The organism is Solirubrobacter phytolaccae (genome assembly GCF_027587195.1).
Lineage (GTDB): Bacteria > Actinomycetota > Thermoleophilia > Solirubrobacterales > Solirubrobacteraceae > Solirubrobacter > Solirubrobacter phytolaccae.
Map to the genome: position 1 here is coordinate 1 of NZ_JAPDDP010000118.1, position 16,172 is coordinate 16,172.

A 16,172-nucleotide genomic window follows, 5' to 3' on the forward strand; every position below is an offset into this window, starting at 1 on the left:
AACACGCGGCGCGGGCCGCACGGTGCCGCGGGAAGCACGCCAGCGGCGAGCCGCGCCGGCAGCGCGGACGACACGCCGTGCGGCCCGCGCTCCCGCGGCTGTGTCCGTCAGGCCGCCGCGCGTTCCCACCTCCCCGCGAACCCGCGGCGCACGAGGCCCAGGCGTTCGAGCTCGCCGAGGCCGGACAGGGCGAAGCGTGCCTCCTCCGCCGTCTCGGCCAGCTCGGAGAGCGTGCCGTGGCCCTGCTCGATCGCGGAGAGGAGCAATGCCAGGCGCGGCTCGAGCGGCGGCGTCGGCGCGCGTGTGTCGGCCTCGCCGAAGACGCGTCCCGTCGCGCCCGCCAAGAGCTCGAGGACGTCGGCGGTGTGGCGGATCAGCGGCGCGCCCGCCAGGATCAGGGAGTGCGTGCCGCCCGAGAGGCGCGTGGTGACCTGGCCCGGGACGGCGCCGACGGCGCGGCCCAGCTCGTTCGCGAAGTCGGCAGTCGTCAACGAGCCCGACCGCTCGGTGGCCTGGACCACGACGGTGGCCGCCGACAGCGCAGCGATGATCCGGTTGCGGGCGACGAAGCACCAGCGGTGGGCGCTCGCGCCGGGCGGCAGCTCGGAGATGACCGCGCCACGCTCCGCCACCGCCGCGTGCAGGCGGTGCCCGCGCGTCGGGTACGCGACGTTGGCGCTGCCGGCCAGCACGCCGACCGTGCGGCCGTGGCCTTCCAGCGCGCCGGCGTGCGCGGCCGAGTCGATGCCCAGCGCGAGCCCGGAGATCACCGTGACGTCCGCGGCGGAGAGCCCGCGGCCCAGCACGCGGGCGACATCCAAGCCGTACGCGGACGCCCGCCGCGCGCCGACCACGCCGACGCCGTCGGTGTCCCCGAGCGCACGCGGATCGCCGAGAACGTGCAACACGGCGGGCGGATCCGCGAGGTCGCGGAGCCGCTCCGGGTACTCGTCCCGGCACCGGCACACGGTCGTCAACCGCACGGCCGCCGCTCGCGTCCTGGCCGCCGACGCGTCGAAGCTCGCGTAGCGACGCGTGACCGCGTCGGACGCGCCGATCGCGAGCAGCTCGTCGTCCGGCAGCGCGAGCACGCGTCCAGGCGCGGTCCGCTGCTTGAACTCGATCTGGAGCCGGCCGGCGATCGCCCCGATCAGGTCGGTCCGGCGCAGGCAGTCGTCGCAAGCGGTCATATCTTCACCTCGGAACCGGCAAGCGAACGTCCGAGCAGCGGCCGCACGAGTGCGCCCGCCGGGCCGAGGCGGGTGCGCAAGCCGGGCGAACGGCCGAGGGTGCGGCGCGGCATCACGCGGCCTCCGCCAGCGGCGTCGAGTCGTCGAGGCGAAGGCTCGCCGCGACGTTGACGTGCTCCGGGCCGACGAGGTCTGAGCCATCGAGATCGGCGACCGTGCGGGCCACGCGGAGGATCCGGGTGTGGCCACGGGCCGACAGGCTGTAGCGGTCATAGAGCTCTGCCAGCAGACGCAGGGCGCTGGGAGTGACTTGGCCCAGCTCGCGGATCTGGCGGGAGGTCAGCTGGGCGTTGCAGGTCTCAGGCTCGCCGCTGAGCCGTTGCTCCTGGCGCTCGCGGGCAGCGACGACGCGCTCGCGCACGGTCGCGGACGACGGTGCGGCCTGGCGGCGCAGCGCCTCCGAGGGCGGGCGTTCGACGCGCATGAGGATGTCGATGCGATCGAGCAGCGGCCCGGAGAGCCGCCGGCGGTGGCGGGCCAGATCGGCCTGGGTGCACTGGCAGCGCGGCCCGCCCAGGCCACACGGGCACGGGTTGGACGCGGCGACGAGCATGAAGCGCGTCGGGAAGGCCATGACCTGCTGGCCGCGGACGATCGTGACGTGACCGTCCTCCAGCGGTTGGCGCAGCGACTCCAGGCTGGGCCGCGAGAACTCCGACAGCTCATCCAGGAAGAGCACGCCACGATGGGCGAGCGTCGCTTCGCCCGGCTGGGGCGGGTTGGCGCCGCCGACGAGCCCCGCGGCCGAGACCGTGTGGTGGGGCGCGCGGAACGGGCGTTCGCGCACCAGGCCCGCCGCGCCGCGCAGGCCCGCGATCGACTGGATGCGCGTGACTTCGATCGCCTCCTCCGGGCCGAGCGGGGGCAGGATCGACGGCAGGCGCCGCGCGATCATCGTCTTGCCCGTGCCAGGCGGCCCCTGCAGGAACAGGTTGTGCCCGCCCGCGGCCGCGACCTCGAGGCCGAGGATGAGCCCGTTCTGGCCGCGCACGTCCGCGAGGTCCGGGATCTCCTCGTGCGCCTCGACCGTCTCGACGGGAAGCCCCGCGGGCACCTCGTCGCCGCGCATGGTCGCGACCAGCTCGGTGAGCGACTCCACGCCGACGATCTCGATATCCGGCACCAGCGACGCCTCGCGCGCCCTCGCGCGCGGCAGCACCAGCCGTTTGAGCTCGTGCCGCCGTGTGCCCTCGGCGACGGCGAGCGCCCCGCGCACGGGGCGCACCTCGCCCGTCAGCGAGAGCTCTCCGACGATCGCGCACGACTCGACCGCCTCCGCCTCGAGCTGCCCTGACGCGACGAGCAGCGCGACCGCGAGCGGCAGGTCGAACGCCGGGCCGACCTTGCGCAGGTACGCCGGTGCGAGGTTGACGGTGATCCGCCGCAGCGGGAACTCGTAGCCGGAGTTGACGAGCGCCGCCCGCACGCGCTCGCGCGCCTCGCGCACGGCCTTGTCCGCCAGCCCGACGACGGTGAACGCCGGCAGGCCGAGCCGGATGTCGGCCTCGACCCAGACACGCCGCGCGTCGACGCCCTCCACGGCGAAGGTGATGACCCGGGCGAGCATCAGCACACGGCTCCCGCGATGCACGGGCGGCGCGAGGCCCGCCGCGGCGGCGGGCCGGCTTCGGTGACTCGAGCGAGCATCAGAACGCCGCCTCCAGGTGGTCCAGCCGGATGAGGCCGCCACGGGTGTCGACGAGCACGGCGACGCCGTCGAAGCGCAGGGCGGCGCCGAACGGGCGGCCCGCGGCTTCGGTGAGCCAGGCGATCGCCATGCGGCGGACCTTGGACTGCTTGACGAAGTGCAGGTTCTCCCAGGGCTCGCGGTCGTCCGAGCGGCGGGTCTTGACCTCGGCGAACACCAGGGTGCAGCCGTCGTAGGCGACGAGGTCGAGCTCGCCGAAGCGGGTGCGGTGGTTGCGCGCGAGCACCTCGAAGCCGAGGCGCTCGAAGTGTGCGGCCGCGTGCTCCTCGCCTTGCTGGCCCGCGGTGTGCCGGACGTCGGTCATGGCCTACGAAGCTATGGCCGGACCCCGTTACGGCTCTACGCGCAAATGTGACTTAAGTGCAGCGTCTTTGCCAATTAAGTGACCAGCGCGGCCGCGAGGTCCAAGGGGCGGGTGATCATCGCGTCATGGCCACTGTCGAAGTCCATGACGTCCCAGCCCGCGGTGTCACGCAGGCGGGTCGCAAATCCCGAGAACGAGCCGGTGAGCGGCCCCTGGGTGCAGCGGATGTACTGCCGCGCCAGCGGCGGGAACGACGGGGCGGCGAGCGGCTCGGTCAGCGTCGCCAGCGGTTGCGGGGAGAGCCGGTCGGCGACCCAGTCGGCGCGGTCCGGACCGATCCCGAGCGCCTCGGGCGCGGGCGGGACGACGACGCCACCCGACGTCGCCTCCTCGTACCACTTGCGCCGCGCCGGGACGAGCAGGTCGAACATCGACTGGCCGTCCTCGGCCATCATCCCGTCGACGTAGACCAGGCGCGAAATGCGCGCGTGCGCACGCGCGGCCGCGCCGGTGACGACCAGCGCGCCGTAGGAATGGCCGACGAGCACGACCTCGCGCAGGTCCGCGAAGTACAAGAGCCCCGCCAGCTCGTCGATGTGGGCCGACAACGTGGCCGAAGCGGCCAGAGCGCGCCGCTCGGCCAGGCCCGACGAGGTCGGCGTGAGCACGTCGTGGCCGGCGAAGGACAGCTCGGCGGCGACGTCGCGCCAGCACCAGCCGCCGTGCCAGGCACCATGGACGAGGACGAAGGTGGCCATTCCCCCAACCTAGTGGGGAACTCGGCGCTAGGACAGCGCGAGCTGCTGGTAGGCCATCGACTGGAACGACATCCGGTGCAGCGGCGAGACGCCGAGCTTCTCGATCGCCGCGCGGTGTTCCGGTGTCGAGTAGCCGACGTGGGCGCCGAACTCCCAGCCCGGGTACTGCTGCTCCATCCGCTGCATGAAGCGGTCACGCGTGACCTTGGCGATCACGGACGCCGCGGCGATGGCGGCCGAGGTGGCGTCGCCGCCGACGACGTGGCGCTGCTCGAACCCGGTCGGAGGCACCGGGAAGCCGTCGGAGAGGCAGATGCCGCCCTCGACGCCGACGCGGCGCAGGCAGTCCGACAGCGCCGCGAGGTTCGTCTTGTGCAGCCCGCGCTCGTCGATTCCGCGCACGCAGCGCGAGGTGACCGACACGCGGGCGGCCGCTCGCAGGACGCGCGGGTACAGCAGCTCGCGCATCTCCAGCGAGTGCTGCTTGGAGTCGTTGAGGGCGCTCAGCGTGCGCCGGTCCGACAGCGACAACGTCTCGTAGTCGAACAGCACCGCCGCGGCGACCAGCGGGCCGGCCAGGCAGCCACGGCCGGCCTCGTCCGCGCCGGCGACGAACCGGAAGCCGAGCTCGCGGTCGTACTTGAACAGGCGCGAGCCCGACGGCTTCTTAGAGGAGGCCGATGCGCCCCGGCGGCCAGTAGGTCGCGAAGGCTTGGCCGATGATCCACTTCTCGGGGACGGGTCCCCAGAACCGGCTGTCGTCAGACTCGCCACGATTGTCGCCCATCATGAAGTAGTGGTCGGCCGGAATCTTGATCTCGGTCGGAAACTCGCACGCTTGATCCGGCTTGCACGGGCGGATGAAGTTCTCCGTCTGACGCTTGCCGTTGAGGATGACGTGGCCGTCCTCGATCGCGATCCGGTCACCGGGACCGGCGACGACGCGCTTGATGAAGTTCACGTCCGCGCGGTCCGCCGTGGGCTTGTCGCAGGGTGAACCAGCGGCGGGCGCGCCCGAGCCACACGTGTTGGTGGTCGCGCCCTGCGGCGGGTGGAAGACGACGATGTCTCCCACGGACGGATGCGTGAAGCGCTCGCCGATCCGGTTGACCAGCACACGCTGGCCAACCGTGAGCGTCGGCACCATCGACTCGCTCGGAATCCGATAGGGCTTGACGAGGAAGGCCTGGATGCCCAGGGCGAGACCCAGGGCAACCGCGACGATCAGGACCAGCTCGACGAGCGACCCGGAGGTCGAGGACGACCCCTTCTTGGTCGCCACGTCTCGGTACTCCCTAGCTCTGCTTTTCGTCACCGGCGGTCGCCGACTCAGCGTCGACCGACGCCTGCGTCTCAGCGACCTCGGCCTCGGCGAGCGCCTGCTCGTCGACGGCCTCCCCCGGAACCTCGGCATCGACGGCCGCAGCCGTCTCCGCCGCGGGGTCGTACAGCACACCGCGCTGGACGATCTCCTCGGGGCCCGTGTAACGGCGCTCGCGAACGCGGGCACGCTTGCCCACGCGACCGCGGAGGTAGTAGAGCTTTGCGCGCCGGACGTCGCCGCGGGCGGCAACCTCGATCTTCTCGATCTTCGGCGAGTGGATCGGGAACGTGCGCTCAACACCCACGCCGAAGGACTGCTTGCGGACCGTGAAGGTCTCGCGCACCCCCTCGCCCTGGCGCTTGATCACAACGCCCTCGAAGACCTGCGTACGGCGACGCGAGCCCTCGATGACCTGGAAGTGGACCTTGACGCGGTCACCCGGCTGGAAGCGGGGGACGCGGCGCAGCTGAGTGCGCTCGAGAGTGTCGATAACAGTGCTCATGGCTAAAAATTCCCTCGGGCGAACGGTGCTCTCGGGCGACGGGTCATGGTAGCGGACGCTCGGCGCGCGCCCTGGATTGCGCCCGACGCCATTCTTCGACGCGGGCATGGTGACCAGATAGCAGGACGTCAGGAACCGCCCAGCCACGCCAATCCGCCGGCCTTGTGTAATGCGGGTACTCGGGTGCGCCGTCCAGCGCCTCGGAGTAGGACTCCTCGATCGCGGACTGGTCGTCACCGAGAACACCCGGCAGCTTGCGCAGCACAGTATCGAGTACGACCATCGCCGCCAGCTCGCCGCCGGCCAGGACGTAGCGGCCGATCGACACCTGGTCGGACACGAAGTGGTCGAGGATGCGCTCGTCGAAGCCCTCGTAACGGCCGCACAGCAGCGTGATCTCGTCCTCCGCGGCCAGCTCGGTGGCCAGCGCGTCGTCGAGCAGCCGCCCGGACGGCGTCAGCGCGATCACGCGGCGCCGTTCCTTGACCGACACCGGATCCTCGTCGTAGCGCGCCCGAAGCGCGGCTTCCATCGTGTCGACGCGCAGGACCATGCCCGCGCCACCGCCGAACGGCTCATCGTCGACCTGCCCCCACTTGAGCGGCGTGGTCTCACGGAAGTCGATCGCGTCGACCGAATGGCCGAGCGCGTACGCGTTCTCGACGTGCCGCTGCGTGCGGAACCAGTCGAACCACTGCGGGAACAACGTGAAGACGTCAGCCTTCACCGAGGAACTCCAGGTCGATGTCGATCCGCCGCGCCTCGAGGTCGAGCGAGCGCACGCAGTCGCGGACCAGCGGCACGAGCAGCTGCGAGCCGTCGACGCGCTCCACCTCGAGCACCTCGACCGACGGCAGCGCGAGCATGCGCCGGACGACGCCGACCGCCACTTCGCCGCTGACGACCTCCAGGCCCTCGACGTCCTCGGCCCAGAACTCGCCCTCTTCGAGCATGCCGTCCTCACGCGGGACGGTCAGCTCGAGCCCGCGCAACGCTTCCGCGTCCTCACGAGACGCAGAGCCTTCCAACCGCAGGATCGGCTTCTGGGACGTGCCCGCACGCCGCACGATGCGGCGCCCGGAGACGATGCCGCCGGACGCCGGAAGCTCCGGAGCCGGATCGACCACGTAGAAGGAACCGTCGAGCCCGTGCGGTCGGCCGACACGGCCGACCGTCAGCACGTCATTCGACGATGTCGATGAGGACGCGGCGATTGTCCTTGACCGCGGCGGCCTTGACGACCGTGCGGAGGGCTTGGGCGGTTCGCCCGCCGCGTCCGATGACCTGTCCGTAGTCATCATCATCCACCGAAAGCTCGAGGACGAGCGTACCGTCGTCCTCGTCGTACTCCTCGACCGTCACCTTTTCAGGGTGGTCGACCAGCAACCGCGCGAGGTACTCAAGCAGCTCGCGCACAGGCGTGATTTAGCGGATGCCCTGAATCTTCATGAGCTTCTGCACCGGCTCAGAGGGCTGCGCGCCCTTGGAGATCCAGTAACGAACGCGCTCTTCGTTGAGCACGATCGTGGAAGGCTCCGTCTGAGGGTTGTAGCGGCCGAGGGTCTCGATGAACCGGCCGTCCCGCGGGGAACGGCGATCGGCGACGACCACCCGCCACTGGGGATCCTTTTTCCCGCCAACGCGGGTGAGTCGCATGCTGACTGCCATATCGGCCGAGCAGGATAGCGACTCGCTCAGCGCTGCCGCATGATCTGCCCGAGATCGGGCATCTTCCCTTGCTGGATGCCGCGCATCAGCTTGCGCATCTGGTCGAACTGCTTGACCAGCTGGTTGACCTGCTGGACGGTCATGCCGGAGCCCTTGGCGATGCGCAGACGGCGTGAGCCCTTGATCAGCTCGGGGTGCCGGCGCTCGTAGGGCGTCATCGAGAGGATCATCGCCTCGACGCGATCGAGCTCCTTCTCGTCGACGTTCATCTTCGAGAGCTGGTGGCCCGCCAGGCCCGGGATCATGCCCAGCAGGGACGTCAGCGGCCCCATGCGGCGGATCTTCTTGAGCTGGTCGAGGAAGTCCTCGAGCGTGAACTGGTTCTTCCGGAGCTTGCGCTCGAGCTCGGCGGCCTCGTCCTGGTCGACCTGCTGCTCGGCCTTCTCGATGAACGACAGCACGTCGCCCATGCCCAGGATGCGCTGCGCCATCCGGTCCGGGTGGAACTTCTCGAAGTCGCCGAGCTTCTCGCCCGTGGACGCGAACAGGATCGGCTTGCCGGTGACGGCCTTGACGCTCAGAGCGGCACCACCGCGAGCATCGCCATCCAGCTTGGAGAGGATCACGCCGTCGAACTGGGCGACCTCGCCGAACTGCTCGGCGACGTTGACCGCGTCCTGGCCGGTCATCGCGTCCACGACCAGCAGCACGGTGTGCGGCTTGACGCGCTTCTTGATGTTCGCGAGCTCCTGCATGAGCGCCTCGTCGACGTGCAGGCGACCGCTCGTGTCGACGATCAGGACGTCCTTGCCGTCCTTCTTGGCCTGCTCGAGCGCCCACCCGGCGATCTCCACCGGGTCCTTGTCCGTGCCCTGCTCGTAGACCGTGGCGCCCGCCTGGGCGCCGACCTTGATCAGCTGGTCCACGGCGGCGGGGCGGTAGACGTCGCACGCCGCGACGGCCACGGACGACTTGTTCTGCTCCTTGAGGAGCTTCGCGAGTTTGGCGGTGGCGGTCGTCTTGCCCGAGCCCTGCAGGCCCGCCATCAGGATCACCGTCGGCGGGCGCGGCGAGAACGTGATGCCGGCCGACTGGCCGCCCATCAGCGCCGTCAGCTCCTCGTTGACGATCTTGATGACCTGCTGGCCCGGGTTGAGCTGCTTGGTGATCTCGAGCCCGAGCGCGCGCTCCTTGACCGAGCTCGTGAACTGCTTGACGACCTTGAAGTTGACGTCGGCCTCGAGCAGCGCGAGGCGGATCTCGCGCATGGCCTTGTTGATGTCGTCCTCGGTCAGCGCGCCGCGCTGACGCACCCCCGCCAGGGTGCCTTGGAGCTTCTCCGAGAGCGAATCGAACATGGTGTGAGACTGTACCCGCCGTGGAGCTCGATCTTCTCGTCATCGGCTCGGGTCCGGGCGGCCAGCGCGCCGCCATCCAAGCAGCCAAGCTCGGCAAGCGTGTCGCCGTTGCCGAACGTCGCAACCGCCTCGGCGGGGTCTCGATCCATACCGGGACCATTCCTTCCAAGACCCTGCGCCAGGCCACCCTGGAGCAGCTCGCCACGCGTCCGCTGGACGTGCTGGATCCGACCCGCGTCGAGGAGACCGAGCAGGAGGCGATCGAGCAGCTGCTCGACCGGGCCGCGGCCGTCGTCGCCGCGGAGACCGCGATCACGCGTGAGCAGTTCCGCCGCAACCGCGTCGGGTTGCTGCAGGGCGCCGCGACGTTCGTGGACGCCAACACGGTCCAGATCGAGGGCAGCGACGAGCCCGTGCGAGCGCAGCGGATCGTGATCGCCGTCGGCACGCGCCCCGCGCGCCCGTCCACGGTCGAGTTCGACGACCGCACGATCATCGACTCCGACGGGCTGCTCAAGCTCGCGCAGCGCGTGCCGCGGACGATGACCGTCGTCGGCGCGGGCGTGATCGGCGTCGAGTACGCGTCGATGTTCGGCGCGCTCGGCACCAAGGTGACGGTCGTCGACCAGCGCGACCGGGTGCTGACCTTCCTCGACAGCGAGATCGGCGAGGCCTTCCAGTACCTGCTGCGGCGCCGCAACGTCACCTTCCGGCTGCGCGAGAAGGTCGAGGCCGTCGACGCGCTGGAGGGCCGCGGCGCGCGGCTGAAGCTCGGCAGCGGCAAGGAGATCGTGAGCGAGACCGTCCTCTACGCCACCGGCCGCCAGGGCGACACGGAGAAGCTCGGGCTCGCCAAGGCCGGCCTGAAGGCCGACAAGCGCGGCCGCATCACGGTCGACGAGGCCTACCGCACCGAGGTCGAGCACATCTTCGCCGTCGGCGACTGCGCGGGCGGCGCCGGCCTCGCGGCCACCGCGATGGAGCAGGGCCGGATCGCGGCGCTGACCGCGTTCGAGCGCCCGATCACGCAGCTCCCGCAGCTGATCCCGACCGGCGTCTACGCGATCCCCGAGCTGGCCATGGTCGGCCGCACCGAGGAGGAGCTGACCGACCGCGCCGTCCCGTACGTGTGCGGGATCGCGCGCTGGAGCGAGCTCGCGCGCGGCGTGATCTCCGGCGACCGCGAGGGCATGCTCAAGCTGCTCGTCTCGGTCGAGGACCGCTCGATCCTCGGCGTCCACGTGCTGGGCACGAGCGCCACCGACCTCGTCCACATCGGCCAGGCCGTGATGGCCAGCGGCGCGAACGGGCTCGACTTCCTCGTGACCGCGGTCTTCAACTACCCGACGTTCGCGGAGTCCTACAAGGTCGCCGCCCTCGACGCGGACAACCGCATCAAGGGCATGGCGGCCTTCGACAAGTCGCTCTAGGAGTTCGTCGGGGCCGGAGGCGCCGGCGGGATCTCGCGCGGCGCCGCCGGGGTCCCGACGGTCGGGCTGGTCGCGCTCTCGGCCTCCGCCGTAGCCGCGGCGGCGGCGCGGGCGGCCTCCTCGGCGTCCTTGCGGGCACGCTCGTCGATCTCGTCCATCGAGGTGGCGCCCTTGGGCTTCTTCGGCTTCGCGCCGCCCGTGAGCTGCTCGGTGATGCTGGACACGGCGGACGTGAACTCGGACGGGATGATCCAGATCTTGTTCGCGTCGCCCTGCGCGAGCTGCGGCAGGGTCTGCAGGTACTGGTACTGCAGGAGCGCCTGGTCGGGCGCGCCCTCGTGGATCGCGTTGAAGACGGTCTCGATCGCCTTCGCCTCGCCCTCGGCCTTGAGGATCGCGGCGGTCCGCGCACCCTCGGCGCGCAGGACGGCGGACTGCTTCTCGCCCTCGGCGGTGAGGATCTGCGACTGCTTGACGCCCTCGGCGGTGAGGATCGTGGCGCGGCGGTCACGCTCGGCGCGCATCTGCTTCTCCATCGCCTCCTGCACCGTGCGGGGCGGCTCGACCGACTTGAGCTCCACGCGGCCGACGCGGATGCCCCAGCGGCCCGTCGCCTCGTCGAGCACGGCGCGCAGCTGGCTGTTGACGCTGTCGCGGGAGGTCAGGGTCTCCTCGAGCGTCATGCCGCCGATCACGTTGCGCAACGTGGTGACCGTGAGCTGCTCGATCGCCTGCAGCGGGTTCGCGACCTCGTAGGTCGCGGCGCGCGGGTCGGTGACCGTGAAGTAGATGACCGTGTCGATCCCGACCACGAGGTTGTCCTCGGTGATCACGGGCTGCGGCGGGAACGTGACCACCTGCTCGCGCAGATCGATCAGCGGCTTGACGCGATCGATGAACGGGACGATCAGCGTCAGCCCCGGCTCCAGCGTGCGGCTGTAGCGGCCGAGCCGCTCGACGACGCCCGCGCGTGCCTGCGGAACGATCCGCACGCCCGAGGCCGCCACGATGAACAAGAACACGATCAGCACGATCAAGGCGATCAAGCCTGCGGTCATGCGGTCCCCTCTCCTACTCGCTCACGAGCGCGGTTGCGCCCCGGATCTCGAGGACGTGCACCTTCGTGCCCGGCTCGATGACCATCTCGTCGTCGAAGGCACGCGCGGTCCAGATCTCGCCGTCGAGCTTGATGCAGCCGACGCCCTCGTCGTTGGAGATGCGCTCCATGACGATCGCGCTCTGGCCGACCAAAGCCGCGGTGCCGGTCTTGACCGCCTTCGACAGGCGGTGGGTGCGCGCGACCGGTCGCAGCGCCGCCAACAGGATGAGCGACACCACCAGGAACGCCGCCGCCTCGACCGTCGTGCCCGCACCGGCGGCCGCGAGCAGGGCCGCCGCGGCCGCTCCGCCCGCGAACGGGGCCAGGAAAAAGCTCGTGGTGGCGATCTCGCCGACTGCGAGCACCACCGCCACGATCAGCCAGATCACCCAGGCATCCACTGGGTCGATCGTATACGAGGGGTTACGCGGAGAGCAGCGCTCGCGCGAAGTCGTCGGGATCGAACGGCCGCAGATCCTCCAGCTGCTCCCCGATCCCGATCAGCTTGACGGGGATGTTGAGCTCGTTGGCGATGGCGAGCGCGATGCCGCCCTTGGCCGTCCCGTCGAGCTTGGTGAGGATGATCCCGGTCACGCCGACCGCCTCGCCGAACAGCTTCGCCTGGCGGACGCCGTTCTGGCCCGTGGTGGCGTCCACGGTCATCAGCGTCTCGTGCGGCGCGTCCGGCATCTGCTTGGTGATCACGCGCCGGACCTTGGTCAGCTCCTCCATCAGGTTCGTCTGCGTGTGCAGGCGACCGGCGGTGTCGATGATGATCACGTCGGCGCCGCGCTCACGGCCGCGGGCGATCGCGTCGAAGGCCACCGCGCCGGGATCCGAGCCCTCCGGGCCCTTGACGACGTCGACGCCGGCGCGTTCGCCCCAGCGCTCGAGCTGCTCGACGGCGGCGGCGCGGAACGTGTCCGCCGCGCCGACCACGACCGTCAGGCCGAGCGTGTTGCGCAGGTGCCAGGAGAGCTTGCCGATCGTCGTCGTCTTGCCGGTGCCGTTGACGCCGACCACGAGGATGACCGTCGGGTCGGGCCGCAGATCGATCTTCTCGTCGCCCGTCTTGGCGAGCTCCGCGAGCATCTCGGCGAGCCGGTTCGTGAGCGCCTCACCGCCGACGAGCGCGCCCTCCTCGGCTTCGCGCTCGAGCTCCTCGACCACCTGGGCGGTGGTCTTGGCGCCGACGTCGGCGTAGATCAGCGCCTCCTCGAGGCGCTCCCAGGTCTCCTCGTCGAGGTCACCCTCGAAGAGCGTCGCCTGCACCTCCGCCGCGAGCGCCTCGCGCGTCTTGCGCATGTTCTCGCGCAGTCGCTTGAAGAAGCCCCGGCGCTTCTCCTCACGTTCGGGCTCGTCGGGCGCCTCGGGGGGCGCCTGGTCGAGGAGGAAGAGGTCGTACCAGTCTCTGGCCATGCGGTTCGGCAGGATACGAGGCGTGATCGAGGTGCGGCGGATACGTGGCGACTCCGAAGTCGCGCAGGAGCTCTTGGTAGCGATGGAGGCGTACGTGGAGGCCGATCTCGGCCCCGTGACGCCGGAGACGACGTCGACGGTCGACCCGACCGAGATGAACCCACCCGACGGGGCGTACGTGATCGTGCTCGAGGACGGCGTGCCGGTCGCGGGCGGCGGCGTGCGGCGGCTCAGCGCGGACGTCGCCGAGGTCAAGCGGATGTACACGCTCCCGGACGCCCGTGGGCGCGGGCACGGACGGCGGCTGCTGTCGGCGCTGGAGGACGCGGCGCGGGAGCTCGGATACGCGCGGGTGCGGCTGGATACGGCCGCGAACATGGACGTCGCGCGGCGGATGTACGGCGAGGCCGGCTACGAGGAGATCGGCGACTACAACGGCAACTCGTACGCGGTGTTTTGGGGCGAGAAGGCGCTTTGAGCCGGTATCCTGGGTCGGGCAATGCCTGCTCTTGTGGAAGCCCGTGAATCGCTTTCGTACTGGGAGACCCGGCTGCACACGCTGCCGCGTCGCTCCGTCCGGGCGCGGCGCGAGGCACGCGCGATGTGCGAGCGCTGGCAGGCGCGCGTGATGGAGGCCGAGCGGGCCGAGTACGGCGCCGGCTTCCTGGGCGCGGTGTTCCAGCTCATGGCCGAGCGGCGGCTCCCGACGCACGCTTCGCGCCAGATCGTGCGGGTCGGCAAGGGCGCGGCGATCGTCGCGGCCACGACGGTCGCAACCATGACGTTGCTGGCCGTGCTCGCCTTCGTGGCGCTGCTCGTGCTGATCTTCTAGATCGGGGCGGCGACGTTGATGACCTGGCCGCCGGGCGCGCGGACGAAGAAGCGGCGGATGCCCCACGGCTCGTCGGTCAGCGGGTAGACGATCTCCAGCCCGCGGCGCACAGCGTCCGCATGGCGCGCGTCCACATCCGCGACCTCCACGGTCACGTCCGCGACACCGAGCCCGCGTTCGGAGCCGATCGTGATCTGCGCCGTCGGGTTGCTCGGCGACGCGAACTGCATGAACCCCGGCTCGTCCATCACGACGTCGAAGCCGAGCAAACCGGCGTAGAACTCGCGCGCCGCCTCCAGATCGTGGACGAGGAGGTTCGGGACCGCGCGGCGGATGGTCACCTGTGGACGCCGATGAGGCCGACGCCGCCGGTGATGCCGCTGCAGCCGATGCAGCCCACGCAGCCCTTGCAGTTCGTGCAGCCGATGCAGGCCACGCAGCCCGAGCAGCCGACGTTGCCGAGGCCGCCGACGATGCCCGCGCTGCCGACGACGCCGACCGAGAGCGCGACGGCCGCGCTGCCGACCACGGCCGCGGAGCCGACGACCACCGAGGAGCCCGCGACGCCCGCCGAGCCCGTGACCGCCGCGCTGCCGACGATGCCGGCCGCGCCGACGATGCCCGCGGAGCCGACCACCCCGGCCGCGCCGATGACGCCCGCGGAGCCGACGACCCCGACGGAGCCGTCCACGGCGACCGACTTGTAGACGTGGTGGGCGCCGACGATGTGCGTCGAGTGCGCTTCAGCGCCGTTTCCGTTGGTGAGTTCGTCGATCACGCTGCAACCTCTTCGTCGGCCGGCTTCGGGAGCTTGCGCGAGATTACCTTCGAGACCCCGTTCCCCGCCATGGACACGCCGTACAGGGCGTCCGCGGCCTCCATCGTGCGCTTCTGGTGGGTGACGACGATGAACTGCGCGCGGTCGCTGAACCCGCGCAGGACCTGCAGGAAGCGGTCGATGTTGAGGTCGTCCAGCGCCGCCTCGACCTCGTCGAGGATGTAGAACGGCGACGGCTTCGCGAGGAACACCGCGAACAGGAACGCGAGCGACGTCATCGTCTTCTCGCCGCCGGACAGCAGCGTCAGGCGCTTGGTGGACTTGCCCGCGGGCGTGATCTCGATCTCGACGCCGAGCTTGTCCTCCGGGGTCTCCCCCTCCTCGGGCTCTTCGGGCTCGGACGCCTCGCCGTCGGGATCGACGACGCCGCCGAGCACGGGCCGCGGGCCGGAGTCCTCGTGGACGAGCCGGAGCGCGCCGCGGCCGCCCGGGAAAAGGTGCCCGACGACCTCCTCGAAGTTCTTGGCCGCGGCGGCGAAGGTCTCCTCGAACGCCTCTTTGATGCGGCGGTCGGTGTCCTTGATCAGCTGCGCGAGCTCGCGCATCGCCGTCTCGAGGTCCTCGCGCTGGCGTTCGAGCTCCTGCACGTGCTCGAGCGCCTCCTTGTACTCGGCCTGCGCGAGCGGGTTGACCGGGCCGAGCTGCTCACGGCGGCGCTGCAGGCGCTCGATCGTCTTGTTCAGGTGCGAGCGCTCGTCCTCAGCCAGCGTCTCCTCCGACGGCTCCGGCTCCAGGCCGAGCTTCTCGGCGAGCCGGACGAGCTCGGCCTCGACGTCCTCGGCATGGTCGCGGGCGCGCTGCGCCTGGACCTCGCCGCGCGTGACGGCCTCGCCGCGCTCGCGCAGGCGGCCGTGGACGCGGGACTCCTCGGCCGCGCACTCGCGCAGCTCCTTGGCGAGCTGCTCGCCGGCGGCCTTGTCGGCGTTGAGCTCGGCCTCGAGCACCTCGACGCGGTTGGCGACGGCGGACTGCACGGTCTTCAGCGCGGCCACGAAGCGCTCGGCGACCGGCTTGAGCTGCTGGTCGCGCGCGAGCCGTTGCCCCTCGTGCTCGAGCCGGCGCGCCCGCTCCGCACGCTCGCGGTCGGCCCGCTCCTTCAAACGGCGCTCCGTGGCGATCTGCGACTCCACCTGCGCCTTGCGGTCGGCGCTCGGCCCTTCGTCGGGCGCGGAGCGGCGCTGCTGGATGACCCAGCGCGCGTGCCGCTCGGCCTCGGCGGCCTCGTCGCGCTCACGCTGGGCGGCGCGGGCCTCGCGGTCGATGCCCTCGCGCGCGGCGTCGGCCTCGGCGACCTTGGCCTGCGCGGCCTCGACGGCGTCCAGCGCGCCCTTCTCCGCCCGCGCGGCTTCGTCGACCTGCGCGACGAGCGCGTCCCGCCGGTTGCGCTCCTTGAGCACGCGGTCGTGCCCGCCGGGTGAGACCTGGCGCAGCTCGCGCGTCCGCGGCGACCACACGCGCCCGTCCTTGGTGACCGCGATGCCCGCGAAGGCCGGATCGAGCCCGTCGACGGACTCGACGACCCACACGTCCGCGAGGATCGCCGCGGCAAGGGCCTGCACGGCCTCGTCGCCGCCGGCCTTGATGTGGGCGGAAAGGGGCTCGGCGCTCGCGGCGGGCGGCGAGGGAGCGCCGGCGGCGGCCGACGTGGCCGCGGGCGCCGAGGGCGCGCCGGAGGCGGCGGG

20 protein-coding genes and 1 pseudogene are annotated in these 16,172 nt (G+C 71.2%); 3 read left to right on the plus strand and 18 right to left on the minus strand.

Going from position 1 to position 16,172, the window contains the following annotated elements:
* Positions 1–107: 107 nt before the first annotated feature.
* The 12 genes and pseudogenes from dprA to ffh all read right to left on the minus strand — a co-directional run bounded on the left by dprA (position 108) and on the right by ffh (position 8,872).
* Positions 108–1,190: a DNA-processing protein DprA gene (dprA, locus tag OJ997_RS34570; RefSeq protein ID WP_270030000.1), complete on the minus strand. Its 1,083-nt coding sequence runs from the start codon at positions 1,188–1,190 to the stop codon at positions 108–110.
* Between the two features lie 112 nt (positions 1,191–1,302).
* Entirely contained in the window at positions 1,303–2,817 is a 1,515-nt protein-coding gene (locus OJ997_RS34575) for a YifB family Mg chelatase-like AAA ATPase (protein WP_270030001.1), read from the minus strand.
* A 79-nt stretch (positions 2,818–2,896) separates the two neighbouring features.
* A complete protein-coding gene (locus tag OJ997_RS34580) occupies positions 2,897–3,262 on the minus strand; it encodes a YraN family protein (protein ID WP_270030002.1) in 366 nt (121 codons plus the stop codon).
* 74 nt (positions 3,263–3,336) lie between these two features.
* Complete coding sequence (locus OJ997_RS34585) at positions 3,337–4,020, minus strand: alpha/beta hydrolase (protein WP_270030003.1); 684 nt, start codon at positions 4,018–4,020, stop codon at positions 3,337–3,339.
* A 27-nt stretch (positions 4,021–4,047) separates the two neighbouring features.
* Entirely contained in the window at positions 4,048–4,794 is a 747-nt protein-coding gene (gene rnhB, locus OJ997_RS34590; protein WP_270030004.1) for a ribonuclease HII, read from the minus strand.
* Entirely contained in the window at positions 4,688–5,302 is a 615-nt protein-coding gene (gene lepB, locus OJ997_RS34595) for a signal peptidase I (RefSeq protein WP_270030005.1), read from the minus strand. The genes rnhB and lepB overlap by 107 nt, the downstream gene beginning before the upstream one ends.
* 193 nt (positions 5,303–5,495) lie before the next feature.
* Positions 5,496–5,846, minus strand: a pseudogene (gene rplS, locus OJ997_RS34600) (50S ribosomal protein L19); the annotation flags it as partial.
* A gap of 43 nt (positions 5,847–5,889) precedes the next feature.
* On the minus strand, positions 5,890–6,573 hold the full coding sequence (gene trmD / locus OJ997_RS34605) for a tRNA (guanosine(37)-N1)-methyltransferase TrmD (protein ID WP_270030006.1): 684 nt from the start codon (positions 6,571–6,573) through the stop codon (positions 5,890–5,892).
* Positions 6,563–7,027: a ribosome maturation factor RimM gene (gene rimM, locus OJ997_RS34610; protein ID WP_270030007.1), complete on the minus strand. Its 465-nt coding sequence runs from the start codon at positions 7,025–7,027 to the stop codon at positions 6,563–6,565. The genes trmD and rimM overlap by 11 nt, the downstream gene beginning before the upstream one ends.
* Before the next feature lies 1 nt (position 7,028).
* On the minus strand, positions 7,029–7,262 hold the full coding sequence (locus tag OJ997_RS34615; RefSeq protein ID WP_270030008.1) for a KH domain-containing protein: 234 nt from the start codon (positions 7,260–7,262) through the stop codon (positions 7,029–7,031).
* Between the two features lie 9 nt (positions 7,263–7,271).
* Entirely contained in the window at positions 7,272–7,514 is a 243-nt protein-coding gene (gene rpsP, locus OJ997_RS34620; protein ID WP_270030009.1) for a 30S ribosomal protein S16, read from the minus strand.
* Positions 7,515–7,540: 26 nt separating this feature from the next.
* The gene (gene ffh / locus OJ997_RS34625) at positions 7,541–8,872 is read right to left on the minus strand and encodes a signal recognition particle protein (protein WP_270030010.1); all 1,332 of its coding nucleotides are present in this window, start codon (positions 8,870–8,872) and stop codon (positions 7,541–7,543) included.
* 20 nt (positions 8,873–8,892) lie between these two features.
* Here ffh and sthA point away from each other — a divergent pair, with 20 nt between their 5' ends.
* The gene (gene sthA / locus OJ997_RS34630; RefSeq protein ID WP_270030011.1) at positions 8,893–10,302 is read left to right on the plus strand and encodes a Si-specific NAD(P)(+) transhydrogenase; all 1,410 of its coding nucleotides are present in this window, start codon (positions 8,893–8,895) and stop codon (positions 10,300–10,302) included.
* Here the strand turns inward: sthA and OJ997_RS34635 are convergent.
* The 3 genes from OJ997_RS34635 to ftsY are packed head-to-tail and all read right to left on the minus strand — an operon-like array spanning position 10,299 to position 12,820.
* Positions 10,299–11,360 carry an SPFH domain-containing protein gene (locus OJ997_RS34635; RefSeq protein WP_270030012.1) on the minus strand — a complete coding sequence of 354 codons (1,062 nt, stop codon included), beginning with the start codon at positions 11,358–11,360 and terminating at the stop codon, positions 10,299–10,301. The two genes, sthA and OJ997_RS34635, sit on opposite strands and share 4 nt — an antisense overlap.
* Positions 11,361–11,373: 13 nt before the next feature.
* The gene (locus tag OJ997_RS34640; protein WP_270030013.1) at positions 11,374–11,802 is read right to left on the minus strand and encodes an NfeD family protein; all 429 of its coding nucleotides are present in this window, start codon (positions 11,800–11,802) and stop codon (positions 11,374–11,376) included.
* Between the two features lie 22 nt (positions 11,803–11,824).
* Positions 11,825–12,820 carry a signal recognition particle-docking protein FtsY gene (gene ftsY / locus OJ997_RS34645; protein ID WP_270030014.1) on the minus strand — a complete coding sequence of 332 codons (996 nt, stop codon included), beginning with the start codon at positions 12,818–12,820 and terminating at the stop codon, positions 11,825–11,827.
* Between the two features lie 31 nt (positions 12,821–12,851).
* Between ftsY and OJ997_RS34650 the strand changes: the two genes are divergently transcribed.
* Together OJ997_RS34650 and OJ997_RS34655 are read left to right on the plus strand one after the other, a co-directional pair.
* Complete coding sequence (locus OJ997_RS34650) at positions 12,852–13,298, plus strand: GNAT family N-acetyltransferase (RefSeq protein ID WP_270030015.1); 447 nt, start codon at positions 12,852–12,854, stop codon at positions 13,296–13,298.
* A 21-nt stretch (positions 13,299–13,319) separates the two neighbouring features.
* Positions 13,320–13,652: a hypothetical protein gene (locus OJ997_RS34655; RefSeq protein ID WP_270030016.1), complete on the plus strand. Its 333-nt coding sequence runs from the start codon at positions 13,320–13,322 to the stop codon at positions 13,650–13,652.
* On the opposite strand, the gene OJ997_RS34660 is transcribed toward OJ997_RS34655, so the two are convergent.
* The 3 genes from OJ997_RS34660 to OJ997_RS34670 all read right to left on the minus strand — a co-directional run.
* Positions 13,649–13,993, minus strand: a complete 345-nt coding sequence (locus OJ997_RS34660; protein WP_270030017.1) for a VOC family protein — start codon at positions 13,991–13,993, stop codon at positions 13,649–13,651. The two genes, OJ997_RS34655 and OJ997_RS34660, sit on opposite strands and share 4 nt — an antisense overlap.
* The gene (locus tag OJ997_RS34665; protein ID WP_270030018.1) at positions 13,990–14,430 is read right to left on the minus strand and encodes a hypothetical protein; all 441 of its coding nucleotides are present in this window, start codon (positions 14,428–14,430) and stop codon (positions 13,990–13,992) included. The genes OJ997_RS34660 and OJ997_RS34665 overlap by 4 nt, the downstream gene beginning before the upstream one ends.
* The coding region (locus OJ997_RS34670) for a coiled-coil domain-containing protein (RefSeq protein WP_270030019.1) at positions 14,427–16,172 on the minus strand (1,746 nt) is incomplete at its 5' end. The genes OJ997_RS34665 and OJ997_RS34670, both read right to left, overlap by 4 nt.

Excerpts from the sequence above, each read along its gene's own strand:
- dprA (WP_270030000.1), bottom strand. The coding sequence starts at position 1,190 with ATGACCGCTTGCGACGACTGCCTGCGCCGGACCGACCTGATCGGGGCG.
- OJ997_RS34575 (WP_270030001.1), bottom strand. The coding sequence starts at position 2,817 with ATGCTCGCCCGGGTCATCACCTTCGCCGTGGAGGGCGTCGACGCGCGG.
- OJ997_RS34580 (WP_270030002.1), bottom strand. The coding sequence starts at position 3,262 with ATGACCGACGTCCGGCACACCGCGGGCCAGCAAGGCGAGGAGCACGCG.
- OJ997_RS34585 (WP_270030003.1), bottom strand. The coding sequence starts at position 4,020 with ATGGCCACCTTCGTCCTCGTCCATGGTGCCTGGCACGGCGGCTGGTGC.
- rpsP (WP_270030009.1), bottom strand. The coding sequence starts at position 7,514 with ATGGCAGTCAGCATGCGACTCACCCGCGTTGGCGGGAAAAAGGATCCC.
- ffh (WP_270030010.1), bottom strand. The coding sequence starts at position 8,872 with ATGTTCGATTCGCTCTCGGAGAAGCTCCAAGGCACCCTGGCGGGGGTG.
- OJ997_RS34635 (WP_270030012.1), bottom strand. The coding sequence starts at position 11,360 with ATGACCGCAGGCTTGATCGCCTTGATCGTGCTGATCGTGTTCTTGTTC.
- ftsY (WP_270030014.1), bottom strand. The coding sequence starts at position 12,820 with ATGGCCAGAGACTGGTACGACCTCTTCCTCCTCGACCAGGCGCCCCCC.
- OJ997_RS34655 (WP_270030016.1), top strand. The coding sequence starts at position 13,320 with ATGCCTGCTCTTGTGGAAGCCCGTGAATCGCTTTCGTACTGGGAGACC.